The organism is Hyphomicrobium sp. LHD-15 (assembly GCF_031157355.1).
Classification (GTDB): domain Bacteria; phylum Pseudomonadota; class Alphaproteobacteria; order Rhizobiales; family Hyphomicrobiaceae; genus Hyphomicrobium_C.
Genome location: NZ_JAVIFT010000002.1, coordinates 482,501 through 501,077, shown reverse-complemented (window position 1 = coordinate 501,077; position 18,577 = coordinate 482,501). Strand labels below are relative to the sequence as shown.

General features: G+C 60.5%; 15 protein-coding genes and 2 rRNA genes (1 of these 17 only partly in view). 5 read left to right on the top strand and 12 right to left on the bottom strand.

Annotated elements, in window-relative coordinates; all coding sequences use genetic code 11:
* Positions 1-329 precede the first annotated feature (329 nt).
* Both RCO24_RS08985 and infA read left to right on the top strand, forming a co-directional pair.
* On the top strand, positions 330-536 hold the full coding sequence (locus RCO24_RS08985) for a cold-shock protein (RefSeq protein WP_020084059.1): 207 nt from the start codon (positions 330-332) through the stop codon (positions 534-536).
* A 110-nt stretch (positions 537-646) separates the two neighbouring features.
* The gene (gene infA / locus RCO24_RS08980; protein WP_026867740.1) at positions 647-928 is read left to right on the top strand and encodes a translation initiation factor IF-1; all 282 of its coding nucleotides are present in this window, start codon (positions 647-649) and stop codon (positions 926-928) included.
* A gap of 112 nt (positions 929-1,040) precedes the next feature.
* On the opposite strand, the gene RCO24_RS08975 is transcribed toward infA, so the two are convergent.
* The 4 genes from RCO24_RS08975 to RCO24_RS08960 form a co-directional block, all read right to left on the bottom strand.
* Positions 1,041-1,616, bottom strand: coding sequence for a hypothetical protein (locus RCO24_RS08975; RefSeq protein ID WP_308961504.1), 576 nt, complete (start codon positions 1,614-1,616; stop codon positions 1,041-1,043).
* A 227-nt stretch (positions 1,617-1,843) separates the two neighbouring features.
* Entirely contained in the window at positions 1,844-2,905 is a 1,062-nt protein-coding gene (locus RCO24_RS08970) for a glycosyltransferase family 1 protein (protein ID WP_308961503.1), read from the bottom strand.
* Complete coding sequence (locus RCO24_RS08965) at positions 2,905-3,699, bottom strand: UDP-2,3-diacylglucosamine diphosphatase (RefSeq protein WP_308961502.1); 795 nt, start codon at positions 3,697-3,699, stop codon at positions 2,905-2,907. Before RCO24_RS08965 ends, RCO24_RS08970 begins: the two co-directional genes overlap by 1 nt.
* A gap of 133 nt (positions 3,700-3,832) precedes the next feature.
* The gene (locus tag RCO24_RS08960) at positions 3,833-4,702 is read right to left on the bottom strand and encodes a transporter substrate-binding domain-containing protein (RefSeq protein WP_308961501.1); all 870 of its coding nucleotides are present in this window, start codon (positions 4,700-4,702) and stop codon (positions 3,833-3,835) included.
* Between the two features lie 397 nt (positions 4,703-5,099).
* Here RCO24_RS08960 and RCO24_RS08955 point away from each other — a divergent pair, with 397 nt between their 5' ends.
* A complete protein-coding gene (locus tag RCO24_RS08955) occupies positions 5,100-6,416 on the top strand; it encodes a glycosyltransferase (RefSeq protein WP_308961500.1) in 1,317 nt (438 codons plus the stop codon).
* 83 nt (positions 6,417-6,499) lie between these two features.
* Here RCO24_RS08955 and RCO24_RS08950 read toward each other — a convergent pair whose 3' ends face one another.
* The 5 genes from RCO24_RS08950 to RCO24_RS08930 all read right to left on the bottom strand — a co-directional run bounded on the left by RCO24_RS08950 (position 6,500) and on the right by RCO24_RS08930 (position 13,367).
* Positions 6,500-7,474: a PQQ-dependent catabolism-associated beta-propeller protein gene (locus RCO24_RS08950; protein WP_308961499.1), complete on the bottom strand. Its 975-nt coding sequence runs from the start codon at positions 7,472-7,474 to the stop codon at positions 6,500-6,502.
* Between the two features lie 33 nt (positions 7,475-7,507).
* Entirely contained in the window at positions 7,508-8,770 is a 1,263-nt protein-coding gene (locus tag RCO24_RS08945; RefSeq protein WP_308961498.1) for an ABC transporter substrate-binding protein, read from the bottom strand.
* Between the two features lie 4 nt (positions 8,771-8,774).
* The gene (locus RCO24_RS08940) at positions 8,775-9,344 is read right to left on the bottom strand and encodes a c-type cytochrome (protein ID WP_308961497.1); all 570 of its coding nucleotides are present in this window, start codon (positions 9,342-9,344) and stop codon (positions 8,775-8,777) included.
* A gap of 120 nt (positions 9,345-9,464) precedes the next feature.
* The gene (locus RCO24_RS08935) at positions 9,465-11,297 is read right to left on the bottom strand and encodes a quinoprotein dehydrogenase-associated putative ABC transporter substrate-binding protein (RefSeq protein WP_308961495.1); all 1,833 of its coding nucleotides are present in this window, start codon (positions 11,295-11,297) and stop codon (positions 9,465-9,467) included.
* Positions 11,298-11,483: 186 nt separating this feature from the next.
* Complete coding sequence (locus tag RCO24_RS08930) at positions 11,484-13,367, bottom strand: PQQ-dependent dehydrogenase, methanol/ethanol family (RefSeq protein WP_308961494.1); 1,884 nt, start codon at positions 13,365-13,367, stop codon at positions 11,484-11,486.
* A gap of 583 nt (positions 13,368-13,950) precedes the next feature.
* Here RCO24_RS08930 and RCO24_RS08925 point away from each other — a divergent pair.
* The gene (locus tag RCO24_RS08925; RefSeq protein WP_308961493.1) at positions 13,951-14,151 is read left to right on the top strand and encodes a hypothetical protein; all 201 of its coding nucleotides are present in this window, start codon (positions 13,951-13,953) and stop codon (positions 14,149-14,151) included.
* A gap of 301 nt (positions 14,152-14,452) precedes the next feature.
* Here RCO24_RS08925 and msrA read toward each other — a convergent pair whose 3' ends face one another.
* The gene (gene msrA, locus RCO24_RS08920) at positions 14,453-15,115 is read right to left on the bottom strand and encodes a peptide-methionine (S)-S-oxide reductase MsrA (protein WP_308961492.1); all 663 of its coding nucleotides are present in this window, start codon (positions 15,113-15,115) and stop codon (positions 14,453-14,455) included.
* 198 nt (positions 15,116-15,313) lie between these two features.
* Between msrA and RCO24_RS08915 the strand changes: the two genes are divergently transcribed.
* A complete protein-coding gene (locus tag RCO24_RS08915; RefSeq protein WP_308961491.1) occupies positions 15,314-15,676 on the top strand; it encodes a hypothetical protein in 363 nt (120 codons plus the stop codon).
* A gap of 869 nt (positions 15,677-16,545) precedes the next feature.
* On the opposite strand, the gene rrf is transcribed toward RCO24_RS08915, so the two are convergent.
* Positions 16,546-16,660 (bottom strand): 5S ribosomal RNA (gene rrf, locus RCO24_RS08910).
* 181 nt (positions 16,661-16,841) lie between these two features.
* Positions 16,842-18,577, bottom strand: a 23S ribosomal RNA gene (locus tag RCO24_RS08905) (it continues 1,063 nt past the right edge of the window).

Here is an 18,577-nt window from a genome sequence, read left to right as displayed (position 1 = left end):
ACTTCCCTGCAGTATGACAACATCTCAGCTGGGTCAGCATTAATATCCAGGACCGCCCCCGCCCTGGAGACTTGCTGGAGAAGTATCCTTATTTACTCATGTTGTTCAATTTTGAGATGCTGACAGTGCTTCAGAGATCATGCCGTCAGCGTTCTGTGCAACATCTTGCCTTTATAGAAAAGCCGGTTCATATAAGGCCATCGAACACGCCTTGGGTTCACTCTGCGACAGCGCCCCACGCTGAAACTAGAAGTCTCCATCGCGCGATTTGATGGCATCTCCGGTCATCGGGTCCGGAGACTATGACGATCTGCTTTGGAGGCACTATAATGTCGAACGGCACTGTTAAGTGGTTCAACGGTCAAAAGGGGTACGGATTCATTCAGCCCGAAGAAGGCGGCGCTGATGTGTTCGTGCATATCTCGGCCGTAGAGCGCGCCGGGCTTCAGACTCTCCGCGAGGGACAGAAGATCGCTTACGAGACCGAACGTGGCCGCAACGGCAAGATCGCTGCCGTCAACCTGCGTCCGCTCTAAGTCGCGAAAATACAGTTGAGCACGGGGAGCGGAGATGTCTGCTCCCCGTTGCTTTTGCATTTCCTATTACCTAGTTGAGTTACTGCGATCGGGATCGCTTGAGGGATTGAATGGCGAAAGAAGAAATGCTCGAGTTCGAAGGTGTGGTGGAGGAGGTGCTTCCCGACGCCCGCTGCCGCGTTAAACTCGACAATGGACACGAAGTGATCGCCTACACGTCCGGGCGCATGAAGAAGAACCGCATCCGCATTCTTGCCGGCGACAAAGTCACGGTCGAGATGACGCCATACGATCTTACCAAGGGTCGCATCAATTTCCGCCACAAGGACGCGCGCTCTGGGCCTCCGCCCTCGTCCGTCGGCCCTGGCGGCGGTCCGCGTCGCCCCCGCTGATCGGCGAGCGCCTTTCAGGCAGCCGATCCTCACGAAAAACATCCAGACGCTTCGGATCCGGCTTACCAGCAGGTAAGCCGGACAAACGGCATCGGCTGTCAGCCGGCTTCGATCAGGGGTATGCGAACCCGAAACGGAACCGCACCAGTTTGTCTTTCTTGAACTCGTACTCCGCGTAGTAGATCGGGTAGCCGAACGCCATGAGTTCGCGATCGCGATCCGCGTCGGCAACCTCATACTCGAAAAAGAGTTCTTGCCCGGTCTTCTGTCGAGACTTGAAGCAAGTCCCAAACAACGCCTGCACCTGCGCAACGCTCATCCCAAGCTCGACGCCGCGCGCGGTCTTGAAGCTCTCGATCGGCAAGTCCTTGAGCGCGAGCGCTTCGGGTCCCGCATAGCGGACTTCCGCTTCGGCATACTCGTCCTCGACCGCACCATAATGAGCGAAAAGAACCAGCTCCTGCGAACCGTTGGTTGAAACGAAGCGCGCGTGCGGAAGATCGTCCTCGCTCTCGACGAGCTTGGGAGACGCTCCGACGACCGCGACCGCACTATCGCTGTCCGTCAGCTTCACGCCCGCGATTTCCAGATCCGGCCCTTTGATCCGGCACTTGGCCTCGGACGGCGCCGGAAGTGAGAGTCCCAGCGCGCACAGAAAAAAAGCAGCGAACCTCGTGTAAGACGACATGAAGGCCCGGTCCCCCGCCGCGCAATCTTACGAGTGGGCATATTTGCCTATGCGGGCCGGCGGCACCCGCCGTGCGGCGTAGCATTCCTTCCCGAGAAGGGCCGAGCATAGACAATTCGAACTCGCTGACCAGAGCATTTTCAGTCCACGCTGCAAATACGTACAAGCCCGCGCACGAAGCCCACAAGCTCCGCGGAAACCTTGCTGTTTCGTAAGCTTTTCTTCTCTCAGGCGGATCGTGCGCGCGCGATCGGGAAATCGCGCGCGACGACATCACCGCGCTGCCGCGCTTGGGCGAGCGCGCTTTCGATGTTCGAAAGAAAAATCCCGGCGGCCGTCTGCCACGTGAACGCCATCGCCTGCTCGCGCACGCGCTCGCGATTGAGGCTCAAGGCAGCGAGCACCGCACCGCGCAGATCCTCGCTCAGAACACCGGAGATATTCGGCGTGACGAGATCCTTCGGCCCGATGGCCGGAAACGCCGCCACAGGCACGCCGCTGGCCATCGCTTCAAGCATCACCATGCCGAACGTATCGGTGCGGCTCGGAAACACGAAGACGTCGGCGGAGGCATAGCACTGCGCAAGGTCGCGTCCCTCGCGTACGCCCGTGAAGATTGCCGTCGGGTAGCGCGCCTCGAGCTCCGCGAGCTGCGGGCCATCTCCCACAACAACTTTCACACCCGGAAGATCAAGGCTGAGAAAGGCCTCGATGTTTTTCTCGACCGCCACCCGGCCGGCATAAAGAAACACCGGGCCCTGGCCGAACAGGCGCACGGTATCCGGACGGAACAGCTCCGTATCCACGCCGCGCGTCCACGGCAGCAACCGATCAAACCCGCGCCTCCTCAAATCGGAGGCAAGACTCTCGGTCGCCACCATCACGCCGGCACTCTTGGCATGGAAGCGACGCTGAAAGGCATAGACCCAGGATTCCGGAACCGGCCAGCGCGCGCTCACGTAGTCGGCGAAACGCGTGTGAAAGCTGCTCGTGAACGGCAGGCGGCGGCGCAGACAATGTGATCGCGCCATCCAGCCGACGGGACCTTCCGTCGCGATATGGATGGCATCCACCTTCGCCTCGTCGATCAGCCGCGAGCAATGCTTCTGATCCGGAATCGCAAGCCCGATCTCCGGATAGCTGGGGCAGGGAATGCAGCGAAAATTCTCGGGCCCCAGCACTACCAGCTCGGAGCCGATGGCCTGCAGCTCCACGGCGAGCCTCTGATAGGTCCGCACGACGCCGTTGATCTGAGGAGCCCACGCATCGGTTGCGAGCAGGATCCGCATTACGCCGCCTGAAGCGCCGCATTCGTGACCGGCACCGACGCTCTTTCGCGGACGACATCCAGCCACCGGATCAGCTCGAGCTCACCGGTTTCGGTCTCGCCGACCGCCGTGCAGCTTTCCACCCAGTCACCGGTGTTGATGTAGCGGATGCCGGCGATATCCCGGTTCGCGGCGTGGTGGATGTGCCCGCAGATGACGCCATCCACGTCGTGGCGCCTGGCCTCCTCGGCAAGGTTCTTCTCGAACTCGCCGATGAAGCTCACCGCCGTCTTGACGCGGTGCTTGAGGTAGGCCGAGAGCGACCAGTACCCGAGCCCGAGGCGACGGCGGATGAAGTTCAGCGGCCAGTTGGACCACAAGGCGAGTTCGTAGCCACGATCGCCCAGGAAGGCCAACCAGCGAGCATACCGCACGACGACATCGTACTCGTCGCCGTGCATCACGATGAAACGCCGGCCATCCGCTGTGGTGTGTATGGCTTGGCGCTCGATTTCGATGCCACCGAAGTGCATCCCGGCGTAGTCACGAATTCCTTCGTCGTGATTGCCTGGGATGTAGATGACACGTGTTCCCTTGCGCACCTTGCGCAGGATTTTCTGCAGAACGTCGTTGTGGGTCTGCGGCCAGACGGCGCCGCGCTTGATGCGCCAGAAGTCGAGGATGTCACCGACCAGATAGATCGTGTCCGCCTCGTTATACTTCAGAAAATCCAGCAGCATATCGGCCTGCGAAGCGCGAGTGCCGAGATGCACGTCAGAAATGAACAGCGTCCGGAATGAGCGTTCTGTTCCCATACGGCGAGCCTCCGAATCCGCATTGTTTTGCGGGTATCCTGGGCTTCTTAGAACGGGATTTGCATTTCAGGAGTATGACAACCGGACAACCGCGACACCAACGCGTGGCCCCAGCGCAACGAAAGCGCAGGTCTTAGTAAATGCGAACCGGAAAGTAGCGCTCGACAAGCTCCTGAAATCGACCGCTATGGCGGATCTTCTTCAGCGCGTCGTTAATCAACACCTTGATCTGCGGATCGTTTCGCGGGAGCGCGACCGCCAGCCCGTCGCCGAAATACTTGGGCTCCAGGAACGCGCCGCCCTTGAACTCGCAGCACTGGCGCGACAGCGAACCGTTGATCCAGAATGCTAGGCTGATCGCATCGTCGAAAATGAGATCCACCTTGCTCTGCTGCAAGGCCTCCCGCGCGAGCTCCGGATTTTCGAAAAGCACGATCCGGCTGTCGCGGAAAAACGCCTTGATGAAGGCTTCGTGCGCCGTTCCCTTGGCCACGCCGACGGTCACCCCATCCAGCCCTTCCGGGGTGATCTCGCCGACCGTTTCGCCCGTCCGGCTGGCAAACCGGCCCGGCGTGTAGAAATAGCGATCTGAAAAATCAACCTCGGCCAACGTACCCGCCGTGACAGTATGCGCTGCAATTACGGCGTCTGCGTCCCCGCGCCGGAGCGCAATCAACAGCTCCTCCCAGGGCCGCACCTTGATATCGCAGGCGGCCCCAACCTCGAGGCAGATCGCGCGAGCCAGATCAACGTTGAAGCCCGAAAGCACACCCTCGTCGTCGTAATAGTTGAAGGGAGGAAACTCACCCTCGGTCAGGAAGCGAATGACGAAGCGGCGCGGCTCTGCGGGAGCGGCCTGTTCGGGGGTAACCTCTTGGCTCCGGCCGGCTTCCGCCATTACCCCCACGACAAGAAACGCCGATAGCAACGCGCCGAGCATTGCGGCAGCGCGCATGCGCGGCACCACATGTCTCGCGGCCTGAACGATCTGAATAGGCGTCATCGGCGGAGCCTCGGGAAAACGAGCGAGTCGGCAATTTCGCAATCTCCCTATTTAACATCGCGAGCAATATGGCAAGATGATTGCCGGCCGGAACGGCTGGGGGCCGTGCGGCGAGGGAGCGCTTTGGGGGACGATCGTGCCTCAGGACGTAGACGGCAGCGCGGATCCGGCACCCCGGAGTTCGCCAGCACCGCCGCGACGGAGCCGTTTAGCGCCGTGGCATCGCGTCAGATCGCGCGCACCTCCTGACGCGCGACGTCACAATGGCTCTTCAATCGATAGCCCGGCCGAAGCGCGTCTCAACCTTGATCACGCCGTCAACGACCTACGCCGCCGCCGGCCCGATCTCTCGGCCGGCGAGCCCACATGGCCTTGGCAGCGACGCGGTCTCTTTCTTTTGATATCGGGGAGCACCGCAACCGCGGTCGTTGCTTTCGACGAGATTGTCTTCGTCCTGGCTGCCGTTCTTGTGCTGCCTTTCTTCTGTGTCGTGATCTTGAGGACGGCGGCTCTGTGGCACAAGGCAACCGGACACGCCACGCGGGTCAAAGCCGAAATCATCGACATCGATAGCTGCCGGCTTCCCCGCTACACCCTCCTGATCCCGCTCTACGACGAAGTCGACGTCATCGCGGATGTCGTTTCCGCACTCGAATCCATCGACTATCCGAAAGACCGGCTTCAGATCCTCGTGATCCTCGAAGAGAACGATCCCGCGACGCGGCGCGCCGTCGAAAGTCATCGCCTTCCTCCGCACATGAGCACAATCGTGGTTCCGAGTGGCGAGCCCCGCACCAAGCCCCGCGCACTCAACTATGCGCTGCGCCACGCAACCGGAGACCTGGTCGTCGTCTACGACGCAGAGGACGTGCCAGAACCAGACCAACTTCGCCAGGCCGCGCGCTTGCTCTCCGCCAATCCACGTCTCGCCTGCGTGCAGGCCCGCCTCAACGTATTGAACGCGAACGAAACCTTTCTCACGCGCCAGTTTGCGATCGAATACACCGTGCTGTTCGATTGCCTCCTGCCGACACTCCAGCGCTTGAAACTTCCCGTTCCCTTGGGCGGCACATCAAATCATTTCTCCCGCGCCGTGCTCGAAGAGGTTGGCGCCTGGGATCCTTTCAACGTCACCGAGGATGCGGATCTCGGCATCCGGCTGGCCCGCGCCGGATGGGACGTGCAGGTCCTGAGTTCGACGACCTGGGAAGAAGCGCCCCCTAATTTCGCGAGCTGGCGGAACCAACGTACCCGTTGGCTCAAGGGATGGATGCAGACTTACCTCGTGCATACGCGCCAGCCGTTCAGAACCGCCCGCGATCTCGGCTGGTTTCCGTTCTTCGGTCTCCAAGTGCTGATGGGCGGCTTGATCCTCTCCGCGCTGGTCCACCCTTGGTTCTATGCAGTGCTCGCGTGGGAGCTGACCTGTGGGCCATTGATCAGCCCCGAGCACGACGCCCTGTCGAGCGCCGTCAAATGGATCGGCATCGTCAATCTGAGCTTGGGCTATGTGTCGGGCGTCGCACTCGGTTGCGTAGCCGTTGCCGGGCGCGGCCGCCTCGAGCTCGCCGGCTGGGCGATCATCATGCCGATCTACTGGCTTCTGATCTCACTGGCAGCCTACCGGGCCTTGTTCCAGCTCGTTCGGGCACCCTACCGCTGGGAGAAGACCCAGCATCGCCCCCGCGCCGCCTTCTCCCATCCGGCAAAGTAGATCCCTGTTGGCTTGCCCATGGCGGTTTCCCGCCACTTCTTCCGCGTGCGGCCTGCCTGCTGCCCGTTGCCGGCTGCCCCAGTTTACGGCTTGACCACCACACCCCACGGCAGCCGACCAACCGGCACCGACTTCTCGGGCTTGAGCGTTGCCACGTCGACGATCGTCATGTCGTTGGTAAGCCCGTTCGCCACATAAAGCTTCGAGCCATCGGGCGAGAGCGCCATGTGCCACGGCCGTTGCCCGACCAGGATGTAGCTCGTCGGCGTATAGGTCGCGACATCCACCACGGCAACGCGGTTGGCCGTGCTGAGCGCGACGAATGCCGTCTTGCCGTCTTTGGTGAAGCGGATACCCATCGGCTGGATCAGCTCCCGCCGCACCCCCGGAATCTCGAAGCCGAACTTCTTGATGATCTTCCGGGTCACCGGATCGATGACGGCAACCGTGCCGCCGATCTCGGCGGAAACCCACACCAGCTTGCCGTCACGCGTGAACTCGGCGACGCGCGGCCGCGTGTCGACCAGAATGTTGGCCGTCACTTTGAAGGTCTCGTTGTCTATGAAGTGCGCCATGCTCGTCTGCTCGGAGGTGGCGACGGTGAACTTGTTGTCGGGCGAAACCGCCATGCCTTCGGGCTCCACCCCGACCGGGATTTCGGCAAGCACCTTTCCGCTGACCCGCTCGATGACCGTGACGAACCCTTCGTCCTCGTTCGCGATGTAGATCCGCTCACCCTTGGGATCGACATCGAGCAGTTCGGGATCGGGGCCGGAATCGAGCGTCCGCACCACTTCGAGCGTCTCGGTATCGACAACGTCCAGCCGGTTGTCGTCACCCACGCAGACCAGAAGTTCCTTGTGATCGGGCGTCAGCACCATGCCGCGCGGCCGGGCACCCGTCTCGATCACTTTCACCACCTTGAACGTCTCGCTGTCGAGCACGGTGACGGTATTGTCCTTCTCGTTCGAGACGAAAATCTTCGACGCAAACGCAGGCGCAATCGGCAGAGATACGAACGCCGCCGCCAACACAGCGGCAGCCATGGGACGCTTCATGAGTTTCCTCTCCTGGTCGTTTGTTCTGATTTTTTATTTGTTGAACCGGCACTTGGTTTCGGGCTCGTCGAAGCCCAGCGTGTCGGTCAGATACTTTTGATGCAGAAAGCCGTCCTGCGGCGAGATCGAGACCAGCGCCCGCGGCCCCGACAAAAGGATTGGCTGCCGCATCTGGTGATCCCAGGTCCGGAACGTGAGGCCGACGCCTTTGAAGCCCGCAACCTCGAAGTCCTTGGACAGGATATACGCCTTGACGTCGGCGGGTGTGTTCTTGGCCGAGCGCGTGACCGCTTCACCCACCACCCGGACGCCGAGCCAGGCCGTAAAATCGCGCTCCGTCATCACGCGCTTGGCCTGCTTCTCGAACCGGTTCTGCAGCTGTGTGCCGGCGTACTGCTCGAACGAACGATGCCACGCGACCGCCTGCAAACCTTGCGACCCGACAACTGGGCGCGGCTCGTAGGTGCGGAACATCAGGTAGTCGCCGAACGCCTCGCCCACGTCTGCCGCGAAGATCACGTCATACTCGGGCGCGCCTTGCGTCAGCAGCGGCATTTGCGTCTGGATCTGCTGATGGCCGGAATCCGTGCGCCGCGAACCCGCGTCGAACTCGTAGGGCCGCTCATCCACGATCTTCGCGCCGAACTTCTGCGCCGCCCGGCGGATCGCAGCAACATAGTCCTTGTCGCCCGGCGTCGTTCCGTGAACGACCAGCCAGCGCCGCCATTTCTTCCAGATCAGGTATTGGGCCAGCGCATCGGCCCGCATCGCCCAGTTGGGAATAATGTGAAAGACGTTCGAACGGCACTGTTCCTGCCGGAGCTCATCGCTGCTCGAACGCACGTTGAAGAGAACGGCCCCCTTGGCTTCCGCGAGATCCGCCACCGCCAGAAGATCGGAAGGCTCCAAGTCCGCAACAATTAGGCCATGCCCCTCGTCGAGCTGAGCCTTGACCTTCGGAACCACGTCTTCCTTTTCGCCGGCCACGACTTCGATCAGCTCGAAGTGCTGCTCCACCAGCCGGCCCGTCATATTGTTTTCCTTGATCGCGAGGCGCGCGCCTTGCGCACCTTCGTCGGACAGGATCTTGTCTAGCAGAGAGAGTGGCGGCGGCTCAGCGTAACGCTTGCCGACATAGAGGATTTTCGTGACGAGCGCGCCAGGCGGCGCCTCTGTCGGAGCCTCCGGAATGGCCCGGGCCGGTTGCCCAGCCAAGAGCCATCCCGCGAGGAGTGTAGCAACGGCCGCCGAGCCGAACTTCACATGCCAGGCCATATGAGCGAGCCGTTGTCTCATCAGATCACCAAGTCGCTTTCTCGGCACGGCCCTTCCAGACAGTGCGGATCCAGGCGATCGCCTTCCAGAGCTTGGTTTCGTCGTCGATCAGGTCCTTGTAAGGCGGCATCGGACCGACCACGCCTTCCTGACCCTTGCGCGCATAGCCGTGCTTCTGCAGCTCCTGGCTACCGAGCACGATCAGGCGAAACAGCGTGTCATCGTCGCCGCCGTACACCCAGGTCTCGTTGGTCAACGGCGGGCACATGCCGCCGCCGCCACCACCACCGTGGCAGCCATTGCAGGAAAGACCCATGTAAATCTTGTGTCCTTCCTCGGCGATCTTGGGATCCTTGTAGTCGAAGGGGTTCTTGAGCTTACCCTTCTCGGTCGCGTTGACGCGATCGATTGGCTTCATCGGTGCACCGCCTGCGGCAGGTGCAGCAGCCGCTTCCGGCGCCCCTTCCGCCTTTGGGGCGGCCTGTGGCTCCGCTTTCTCTGCAGAAGCCGGCTCGTCTGCGGCACCCGAGGCACCGACGAACGCTCCGGTCGAGAGCGCTGCTGCAAGCAGCAGACTTAGGAATTGGCTTTTCACGTTTTACTTCCTCGTGTCATTCAAGTTCCGCCTCCCTAGTGCCGAACGACAGCGAGGCTTCTTGCCGTTCGTCTCTCCCCTGTGCTTGCAGAGATTTCGATCTGCGCGCCGAACCACGGCTCACAGCTTTTCCTTTCCGCCCGGAGCATCGCGCCCGGGCCGTTGCGACCGCTCGGAAATCGTAGCCTCGAACAGCTTGATCGACTTGGCCGCGTCCTCGTTGAGGTTCTCGCGCGCGATGTCGATCGCCGTCTTGCCCGCCTTCGATGCGAGCGCCGGGTTGGCGCCGGCTTCGAGCAGAAGCCCGATCATCGGAATATTCCCGCGCGCCGCCGCGATCATCAGTGCGGATACACCCTGCTCGTTGACGGCGTTGACGTTGGCGCCGCGCTCGACAAGCGCAGTCGCGATATCCGTCGAGCGCAAACCCTGCCGGCGCTCGATCTCCTTGGCTGCTTCGCCGACCGCAAGCTGGCTCGCCGTCACCATGAGCGGCGTGATCCGGTCCGTACCCGCCGTCACATTGACGGACGCGCCAAGCTCGATCAGCGACTTCGCCGCCAGGAACTTTCCATCCTCGATGGCGAGAGAAAGCGGAGCGAAGCCGCCATCGACGGATTTTTCGAGATCCGCGCCCCGTTCCACGAGCGCCTTGATCGTCGGAACATGGTTTCGCTGCGCCGCATGGATCAGAGCGGTAAAGCCGTCGTTGTCGCGCCCGTTTACATCCGCGCCGAGTTCGATCAGCAGCGGAACGATCTTGTCGCTGCGGTTGCGGGCCGCGCTCTGCAGCGCGCCATAGCCCTGCGCGTCCGGCTTATTGATGTCCGCGCCCTTCTCGACAAGGAAACGGATGCGCGCTTCATCCGAGGCCAGGACGGCGTTGGCGAGCTCCGTCTGGACGTCCGCGCCCTCCGCAAGCCAAGCCTCTAGGCGTGCCCGCGTTACCAGCTGATCGGGCGAAGCTTCCACCTTCGGACCCTGACTGATCTCGAACGGCTTCGTATAGGAGCCGTGCGCGGGGAGATCTCCGGGCACCACGCACTTGCTGCACTTCACCAGCGGCACGCCGAAATCGCGCAGGATCTTGTCGATCTCCGCTCTGTTCGCTTCGAGCGCATAGTCGAGCGCGAACTTGAGCACCACGTTCGTCGGCCTGACGCCGAGCGAAAGGTCGAACTCGAGTGGAACGTCGTCGTCCATGAGGTTGACGGGCAGCACCGAAAGCGGCGCGCCCTTCATTTTGGGAAACCAGCCCGCAAACGGCCCCCACACCGCCGCCACGTCGAGTTTGCCGTCGATGACCTGCTGAACCTGATAGGTCGGCTGCTGCTCGGGCAGGAGATCGCCGTTGTGGCTCACGGTATGAACCACCACGTTGGCCGCAAGCCCGCGGCGCTTCAACACTTCGCGGATTGCCGACGTTTGATAGACGCCGATCTTGAGGTCGCGGAGCTTGGCGTCGTCCAAGCCCGAGATGTCGAGCCCGCGGTCACTACGCCAGGCGAGAACATACGTTGTCCGGTAGACAGGAACTGTCGTCAGAACGCCGCCGTAGACGGTCGGCATATCGACGAGCACGTCGCAATCGTTGGTCTCGAAGGTCTGCCGCGTGATCCCGCGTTCGAGATACGGCCGCCAGAAGTTGATCACCTGCGCGCCCATCGACTTGGCGATCACGTCCATGATCTTGTTCTGGAAGCCCTCGCCTTCGATGGATGAGAGCGGCATGTTTCCGGGATCGCCGCACACGCGCAAAGCCCCGAAATTCTTTTGCTCGAACGCTTTCTTTCCGGCTGCCTTGGCGGCGGTTTTTTCCGCGGCCGTCAGTTCGTCGAATTCCTTGTTGGCGCGAAATCCCTTATCGGCTGCAAACGCCTCGGCCATCACTCCCCCGAAGCCGAACATGGCTCCGACAGCAAGAACTGACACCAAACGACGGAGCGGTTTCACAAGCACGCTCCCCTTTTGCATCCGAATTGACATTGTAACTCTATATCGTTGCAAACTTTGAGCGACAAGGCAGAGAACCCCCGCGCGTTGATCAAGTTCCGTTGATCCCGCACGATGCTTCCCGCCGAAATAAGGAAAAACGCCCGACATCTCGCGATGCCGGGCGTTTCTTCGTTCAATGCGTGATCACTCGTAGACCCGGAAGGTGAACAGCGTGCCCGCCTGTGGAATCTTGTCGAGGTTGGCAGCCTTGGTCATCGCCGTCGCGCCGATCGCACCGAACTTGTCGTTGAGATCGAGGCCGGCGGTCACCGGCACGCCGATCCAGCCGCCGATGCCGGCGAGGATCGAAACGTACTGCTTGCCTTTCACCTTGTAGGTGATCGGGTTTCCGATGATGCCCGAAGCAAGTTTGCGGTGCCAAAGGATCTTGCCCGACTTGCGATCGACAGCACGGAAGTCGCCGCCGAGCGAGCCGTAGAATACGAGGCCGCCGTCGGTGACCATCGTGCCGCCCCAGTTCGGATACGGATCGGGGATTTCCCAATCGGCCTTGCCGGTGACGACGTCGAACTTCTTGACCTTGCCGGTCGTGCCGGGCTTCTCAGGATACATGAACACGTTCGCGAACACGTAGACCGTGCCCTGCTGCGTGTGCGTGCGCTCCTGCGGCTCGAGTTCCATGCACCAGTTGTTGGTGGGGCAATAGAACTTGTTCGGCTCGGCCGGATCCACGGCGCAAGGTTGCTGGTCCTTGCCGCCCATGGCGGACGGGCAAGCGGCAACGTTGCGTCCGCGCTCGAGCGGCGAATGCTCGCGCACCTTGACGGGGCGTCCGGTCTTGAGGTCGATCTTCTCGGCCCAGTCCGTCGTCACGTACTTGTGGGCGCGCAGCAGCGTTCCGTCCGTGCGATCGAGCACGTAGGCGAAGCCGTTGCGGTCGAAGTGAACCAGCGCCTTCACCTTCTTGCCATCGACGTCGAGGTCGTTGACGAGAATGTTCTCGTTGACGCCGTCATAGTCCCACTGGTCGAACGGCGTCATCTGGTAGGCCCAGACGGCTTCACCGGTTTCGACCTTGCGGGCGAAAATGGTCATCGACCACTTGTTGTCGAACTCGCCCGTGTTGCACTCTTCGTGCGTCTTCTTCGAGCAGCGATACGCGGGGCTCCAGAGACCCGGGTTGCCGGTCGAATAGTAGACGATCTTGAGCTCGGGGTCGTAGCTGAACCAGGCCCATGCCGCGCCGCCGCCGATCTTGTAGTCTTCGCCGACGTGCGTCTTGATGCCGAGGTCCTGGCCGGCCGTGCCGTAATGCGGATTGGCCTTGTTGGTCTCAGCCGTCAGGCAGACATCCTTGTCGGAGCCTGTCGAATGGCATTCCCAGACCTTCTTGCCGTCCTTGAGGTCGTAAGCCGTGACGCGGCCGCGCGCTGCGAACTCGTCGCCGCCGAAGCCGAGGATCACGAGATTGTCGGCAATCAAGGGAGCGCTGGTGCTCGTCTCGCCCTTCTCGGGCCAGGCGTGCTTGACGACCCAAACTTCTTTGCCGGTTGCGGCATCGAGTGCGATCAGGAAGCCGTCGAGCGTGCCGTAGTAGAGCTTGCCGTCTGCGAACGCAGGTCCGCGGTTGACGGTATCGCAGCAGGCGCGCGGCACGGCGGATTCGTCACGGTCCGTCGTCTTGACGTAGTTCCAGATCTGCTTGGGATTGTCGGGGTCGGACAGGTCGATGCCCTGCGCGATGTTGCACTGGGCCATGTTGGGGCAGCCCGACACGAAGAAGAGCATCGGCTTACCGCCGACGTCATCGATGAAGAGCGGCTGTCCTTCGTGGCCACGCAGCGCTCCGGTCGATTGCGACCAGACCATCTGCAGCTTGCCGACGTTTTCTGCGTTGATGTCCTTGAGCGGCGAGTGGCGCGTGAGTGCGTTGTCGCGTCCGGGTGAGCCCCATTGATTGGGGTCGGCCGCGCGCTTGTCGACCTCGGAGTTCGCGAACACGGGGCCGGCAAGCCCCATCATCGCGAGCATGAGGCCGCCCGTGAGCAGGCCTAGCTTCTTGGTCATTTCGGTCTCCTCTCCTAGCTTGAGAGCTTGCCCCTTTGAGCTTCAGGCAAAGCGCAACCTTTCGCTCGGAAGCCATCGAAAGAGGCCGACCGAGACGATCGTTGACGCGCGTTGTTTGGCCTTACGGATGCGATCGAGACTCTGATGGTCCCTTGACTGCGCCAGCGGGGTGACCGCCGGCAAAATCGTCAGTCGGATCGCTCGTTCTGCTCCCTGGCTTTCAAGATACAAGCGCCGATGAGCGCCGAACGCGAAGGCGATCTCGATGGATCGCACGACGCGGAATGCCCTCACCAACAGCAGGGACGGTAGGGATGTTATACCAGAACAGCGAGAGGGCAATTTCCTATAATGGCGGGGAGAACTTCCTGCTCACAAAGACGTGAACGGAGAAACATTTTGCCACGCAGCATGCCGTGACTTGCCGTCAGTCCAACCAGAAGTTCTAACTGATGGCGCTGAAAAGAAAAAACCGCCCAACGAATAGGTTTGGGCGGCGCGAGCGGAGATCCGGCGGATAGGGGACATTAGAAAAGAGTAGAGGCGACTAGCGACCTCCGAAGCCGAGAGACGCCAATTCGACTTGGCACTTCTTCCCGAGCTGAAAATACTTAAGTGCAACGCACCGTTTGACCTTCGCGACGGTGGGATTTTGGCCGATGCACAAGCGCCGGACATCCGTCTCGCAAGCCGCACGAAGCGCGGGCGTCACTTCCGGCGGCATCTGGAATTCTTCCGCGACAGCCACAGTGGCGACAGCAACAACACCCGCACAGGCCAGTAGGGACCGCTTTGCGCCCATGACACCCCTCGTCTTGTATTGATCCAGCCCCCTTTCACTGCACAAAAAGGGCCAAATTGTGCATCGCGGTAACTAGCTGGTGGACTTGGTAAAAATCGAGACCATCTGTGATGTGAATATCGCAAAAATCAGCGGTCTGCGCAGCGTGGCGCATCGAAGCGGCACGCAAGAAAAAAGGCCACCGCCCACGCCGGTCTCTCGAAGCCGGAGCGTGGGCGGTGGCCCAATATTTTACGATCTCAACAGCATCCCGCGTCGAGCGAATACCCGATGGGAACGAGCATCAGCTCCCCACCGCGACACCCGTCGGTGCCGCGCACGCGACGCCGGTGCCCGCGAGCCCGCAGTATCCGTGCGGAACCTTGGCCAGGTACTGCTGATGGTATTCCTCAGCGAAAAAGAACTCGGGCGCCGGCAGAACCTCCGTCGTGATCGGACCGAAGCCCGCCGCCTGAAGCCGCTGCTCGTAAGAAGCCTTCGTCTCCTCGGCAATCTGCTTCTGCGCCTCCGAAAAATAGTAGAGGCCGGAGCGATACTGCGTGCCGACGTCATTCCCCTGGCGTAGTCCCTGCGTTGGGTTGTGGTTCTCCCAGAACGTTTTCACGAGATCGCCGTACGAGATGACTTTCGGATCGAACACCACGAGCACCACTTCGTTGTGCCCGGTCCGCCCGGTGCAAACCTCGTCGTAGGTCGCATTAGGCGTGAGGCCGCCGGCGTAGCCGACTGCGGTCACCCAGATGCCGGCACCGAGTTCCCAGAACTTTCGCTCCACACCCCAGAAGCAACCCATCCCGAACATCGCTGTTTCGAGCCTCGCAGGATACGGTCCCTTCAACGGACGTCCGAATATGAAGTGCTCCTCGGCCGTCGGAAGCGCATCTGGCCGCCCCTTGAGGGCAGTCTCACGCGTCGGCATTTCGAGCTTCTTCTTTGAGAACAGCATTGTGACCCCTGAAAAAAAGCGGTTACTGCCAACAATACGAAGCACGGACGCCCTCGTTTCAGGACCTGCAGTCACGTTTTCGCGAGCGCGACCAGATTGTTGGAGCTTCCTTGCTTGCCGTAGGCGCTCCTCGAGCCCAGGATTTCCGACAAGAAGCATGTGTAGATAAGGAACCGAGCTGCCCAAGGTTAGGATCTCATGGAAACCGCTACTTGGCTCCTGTCGATTTTTCTCTCCGTCCTGGGATTGCTTTGGTCCCTGATCTGGTTCCTGATCAGCGGCTGGGTTTCGACGCTGCTGCAGATCGCAGTCGTGATCTTCGCCATCTATGGCGTGAAATATGGGTGGCGCCGCGCGCCTTTCGAGATCTGGCGACGATCGCAATCGTTTTTTCGGTTTTTCTGGAATTGGATACGCGCACGCGAGCCGGACGCGCGGCCGGACGTCGAAGTCCGCGAAGTTATTCGCGAGGTCCGCGTCGGCGAATTCGGCGACGTCAATCTCTCGACGGCCATGTCGCTCGCGATGCTGCTCGGCCTCGTTCTCTTGCCGTTGGCTTGAGCTCAACGCTTGATCGGCAAGCCGCGTCATCCCCAGCCGTGACAGATCTCTCACAAGGCGTTCGTCTTCATCCGAGAGATCACCGCGACGGAAGTCTTGGGGGTGATGACAGGCTAGAAGCGCCGGGCAGCGATCCGGCACATCCGCACACCGGTGGGTGATTGCCCTCGCCTCCAAACTCGCCGAAACCCAGAAAGCCGAAGCGATGTTGATCGGCCGCGTCACATCCGAGAAGCTTTGCCGGCGCCTACCCGCATAGAGCCTGGTGAGTTCGCGAAAAAATGCACGCGAAGCCCAAGAAGTACGTCGTGCCCCCGACGCTGAAAAATCCCAAAACGAACAACCCTGCGGTGATCGCCAAGCATGCCGAACCGCATATCGACTAACGAATGGCGGCAGACGGCAGAGTGATTCTCATCGCCGGCAGTCGCACACTGGTTCATGCGCTGAGGTCATGCGCTGATCGACCACGACCTAGCCGACGATTTCCATCTGATGATTTCTCGGTCGCACTCGGAAGCAGAAAAAAACTCTTCCCCGATGAGCCCTGGAAGACTTTTCACGAGCTCATCGAAACCAAAATGTTTCCAACGGTGGGGTGTGTGGGTCCAGACCGACCCGCGCGCCGAACGAGAACGCGCAGCCGCACTCAGCATGTCAGCGCTGTGCCGAACCCAGCGGGTCGAAACCCGTCGGTCAAAAATCCGAAAACCGAACTTCGCGACCCCGCGACCCGAATACCAAATCCGGATCCAGATCGCTGATCTTCGGACGCAAAAACGCCGCCCGAGCCAAAAGGCAGGGGCGGCGTTAAATAGCCATGTGAAGAGGAATGTTTGATGAATTGAATTCGCGTCACGCTTCGGCAGACCTGGCGACGACCTACTCTCCCGCGTCTTAAGACGAAGTACCATTGGCGCTGGGGTGTTTCACGGCCGAGTTCGGAATGGGATCGGGTGCAGCCACCCCGCCATAATCACCAGGTCGGCGGAAGCGTGATGCGAATTCTGGTCTTTCTTGTGCTCCTACGCTCATCAGGCGGCGCGATGCTTTGAGCATCAACGGGCGCACGTCGCGTCTAAGACGCCGGCGCTGCCTTGGTCCCGGACATATCCGGGGCCGCCCTGCCCTATTAAAGGCATTAGATGAGCATTGCTTAATGAGAGCGATCGAAGTTCGATCGAGCTATTAGTACCGGTAAGCTCCATACATTGCTGCACTTCCACACCCGGCCTATCAACGTTGTGGTCTACAACGGCTCTCAAGGGAGAACTCGTTTTGAGGTGGGTTTCCCGCTTAGATGCCTTCAGCGGTTATCCCGTCCGCACATAGCTACCCTGCTGTGCCGCTGGCGCGACAACAGGTCCACCAGAGGTGCGTCCAACTCGGTCCTCTCGTACTAGAGTCAGATCCTCTCAATTCTCCTACACCTACGGCAGATAGGGACCGAACTGTCTCGCGACGTTCTGAACCCAGCTCACGTACCTCTTTAAATGGCGAACAGCCATACCCTTGGGACCTGCTCCAGCCCCAGGATGAGATGAGCCGACATCGAGGTGCCAAACGATTCCGTCGATATGGACTCTTGGGAATCATCAGCCTGTTATCCCCGGCGTACCTTTTATTCGTTGAGCGATGGCCCTTCCACACAGAACCACCGGATCACTATGGCCGACTTTCGTCTCTGCTCGACTTGTCAGTCTCGCAGTCAGGCGGGCTTATGCCATTGCACTCGACGGTTGATTTCCGACCAACCTGAGCCCACCTTCGCACGCCTCCGTTACAATTTAGGAGGCGACCGCCCCAGTCAAACTGCCTACCATACAATGTCCCGGGACCGGATAACGGTCCGCGGTTAGACAACCATGTTCATAAGGGTGGTATTTCACATTGCGGCTCCACAAGAGCTGGCGCTCCTGCTTCAAAGCCTACCACCTATCCTACACATGCAAACACGATTGCCAGTGTAAAGCTACAGTAAAGGTGCACGGGGTCTTTCCGTCTAACCGCAGGAACCCCGCATCTTCACGGGGAATTCAATTTCACTGAGTGTGTGCTGGAGACAGTGGGGAAGTCGTTACGCCATTCGTGCAGGTCGGAACTTACCCGACAAGGAATTTCGCTACCTTAGGACCGTTATAGTTACGGCCGCCGTTTACTGGGGCTTCGATTCAAAGCTTGCACTTCTCCTCTTAACCTTCCAGCACCGGGCAGGCGTCAGGCCATATACGTCGTCGTTGGACTTAGCATAGCCCTGTGTTTTAGGTAAACAGTCGCCACCCCCTGGTCTGTGCCCCGCCACTCTGGTTGCCCAGAATGACGGCCTGCTTATCCCGAAGTTACGCAGGTAATTTGCCGAGTTCCTTCAGCACACTTCGCTCAAGCGCCTTGGTATTCTCTACCAGTCCACCTGTGTCGGTTTCGGGTACGGTCTATGTGGGGGTTATTTCCTGGGGCACCTTCGCTGCCCGGGCAATCCGATAAGCCCAGACAACTTGCAGCACCCGTCACTCACCCACTGGCCCACGAATATTGACGTGGTTCCCATCGACTACGGCTTTCGCCCTCGCCTTAGGGGCCGGCTAACCCTGCGCAGTTTAGCTTTACGCAGGAACCCTTGGACTTTCGGCGGGAGTGTTTCTGACACTCCTGTCGTTACTCATGTCTGCATTCGCACTTCCGATACCTCCAGGCGCCCTCACGGGTCGCCCTTCGCAGGCTTACGGAACGCTCCGCTACCACGTGCATTGCTGCACATCCGAAGCTTCGGTAAACGGCTTTAGCCCCGATACATTTTCGGCGCAGGAACCCTTATCTAGACCAGTGAGCTGTTACGCTTTCTTTAAAGGATGGCTGCTTCTAAGCCAACCTCCTGGCTGTTTTGGGATTCCCACATCCTTC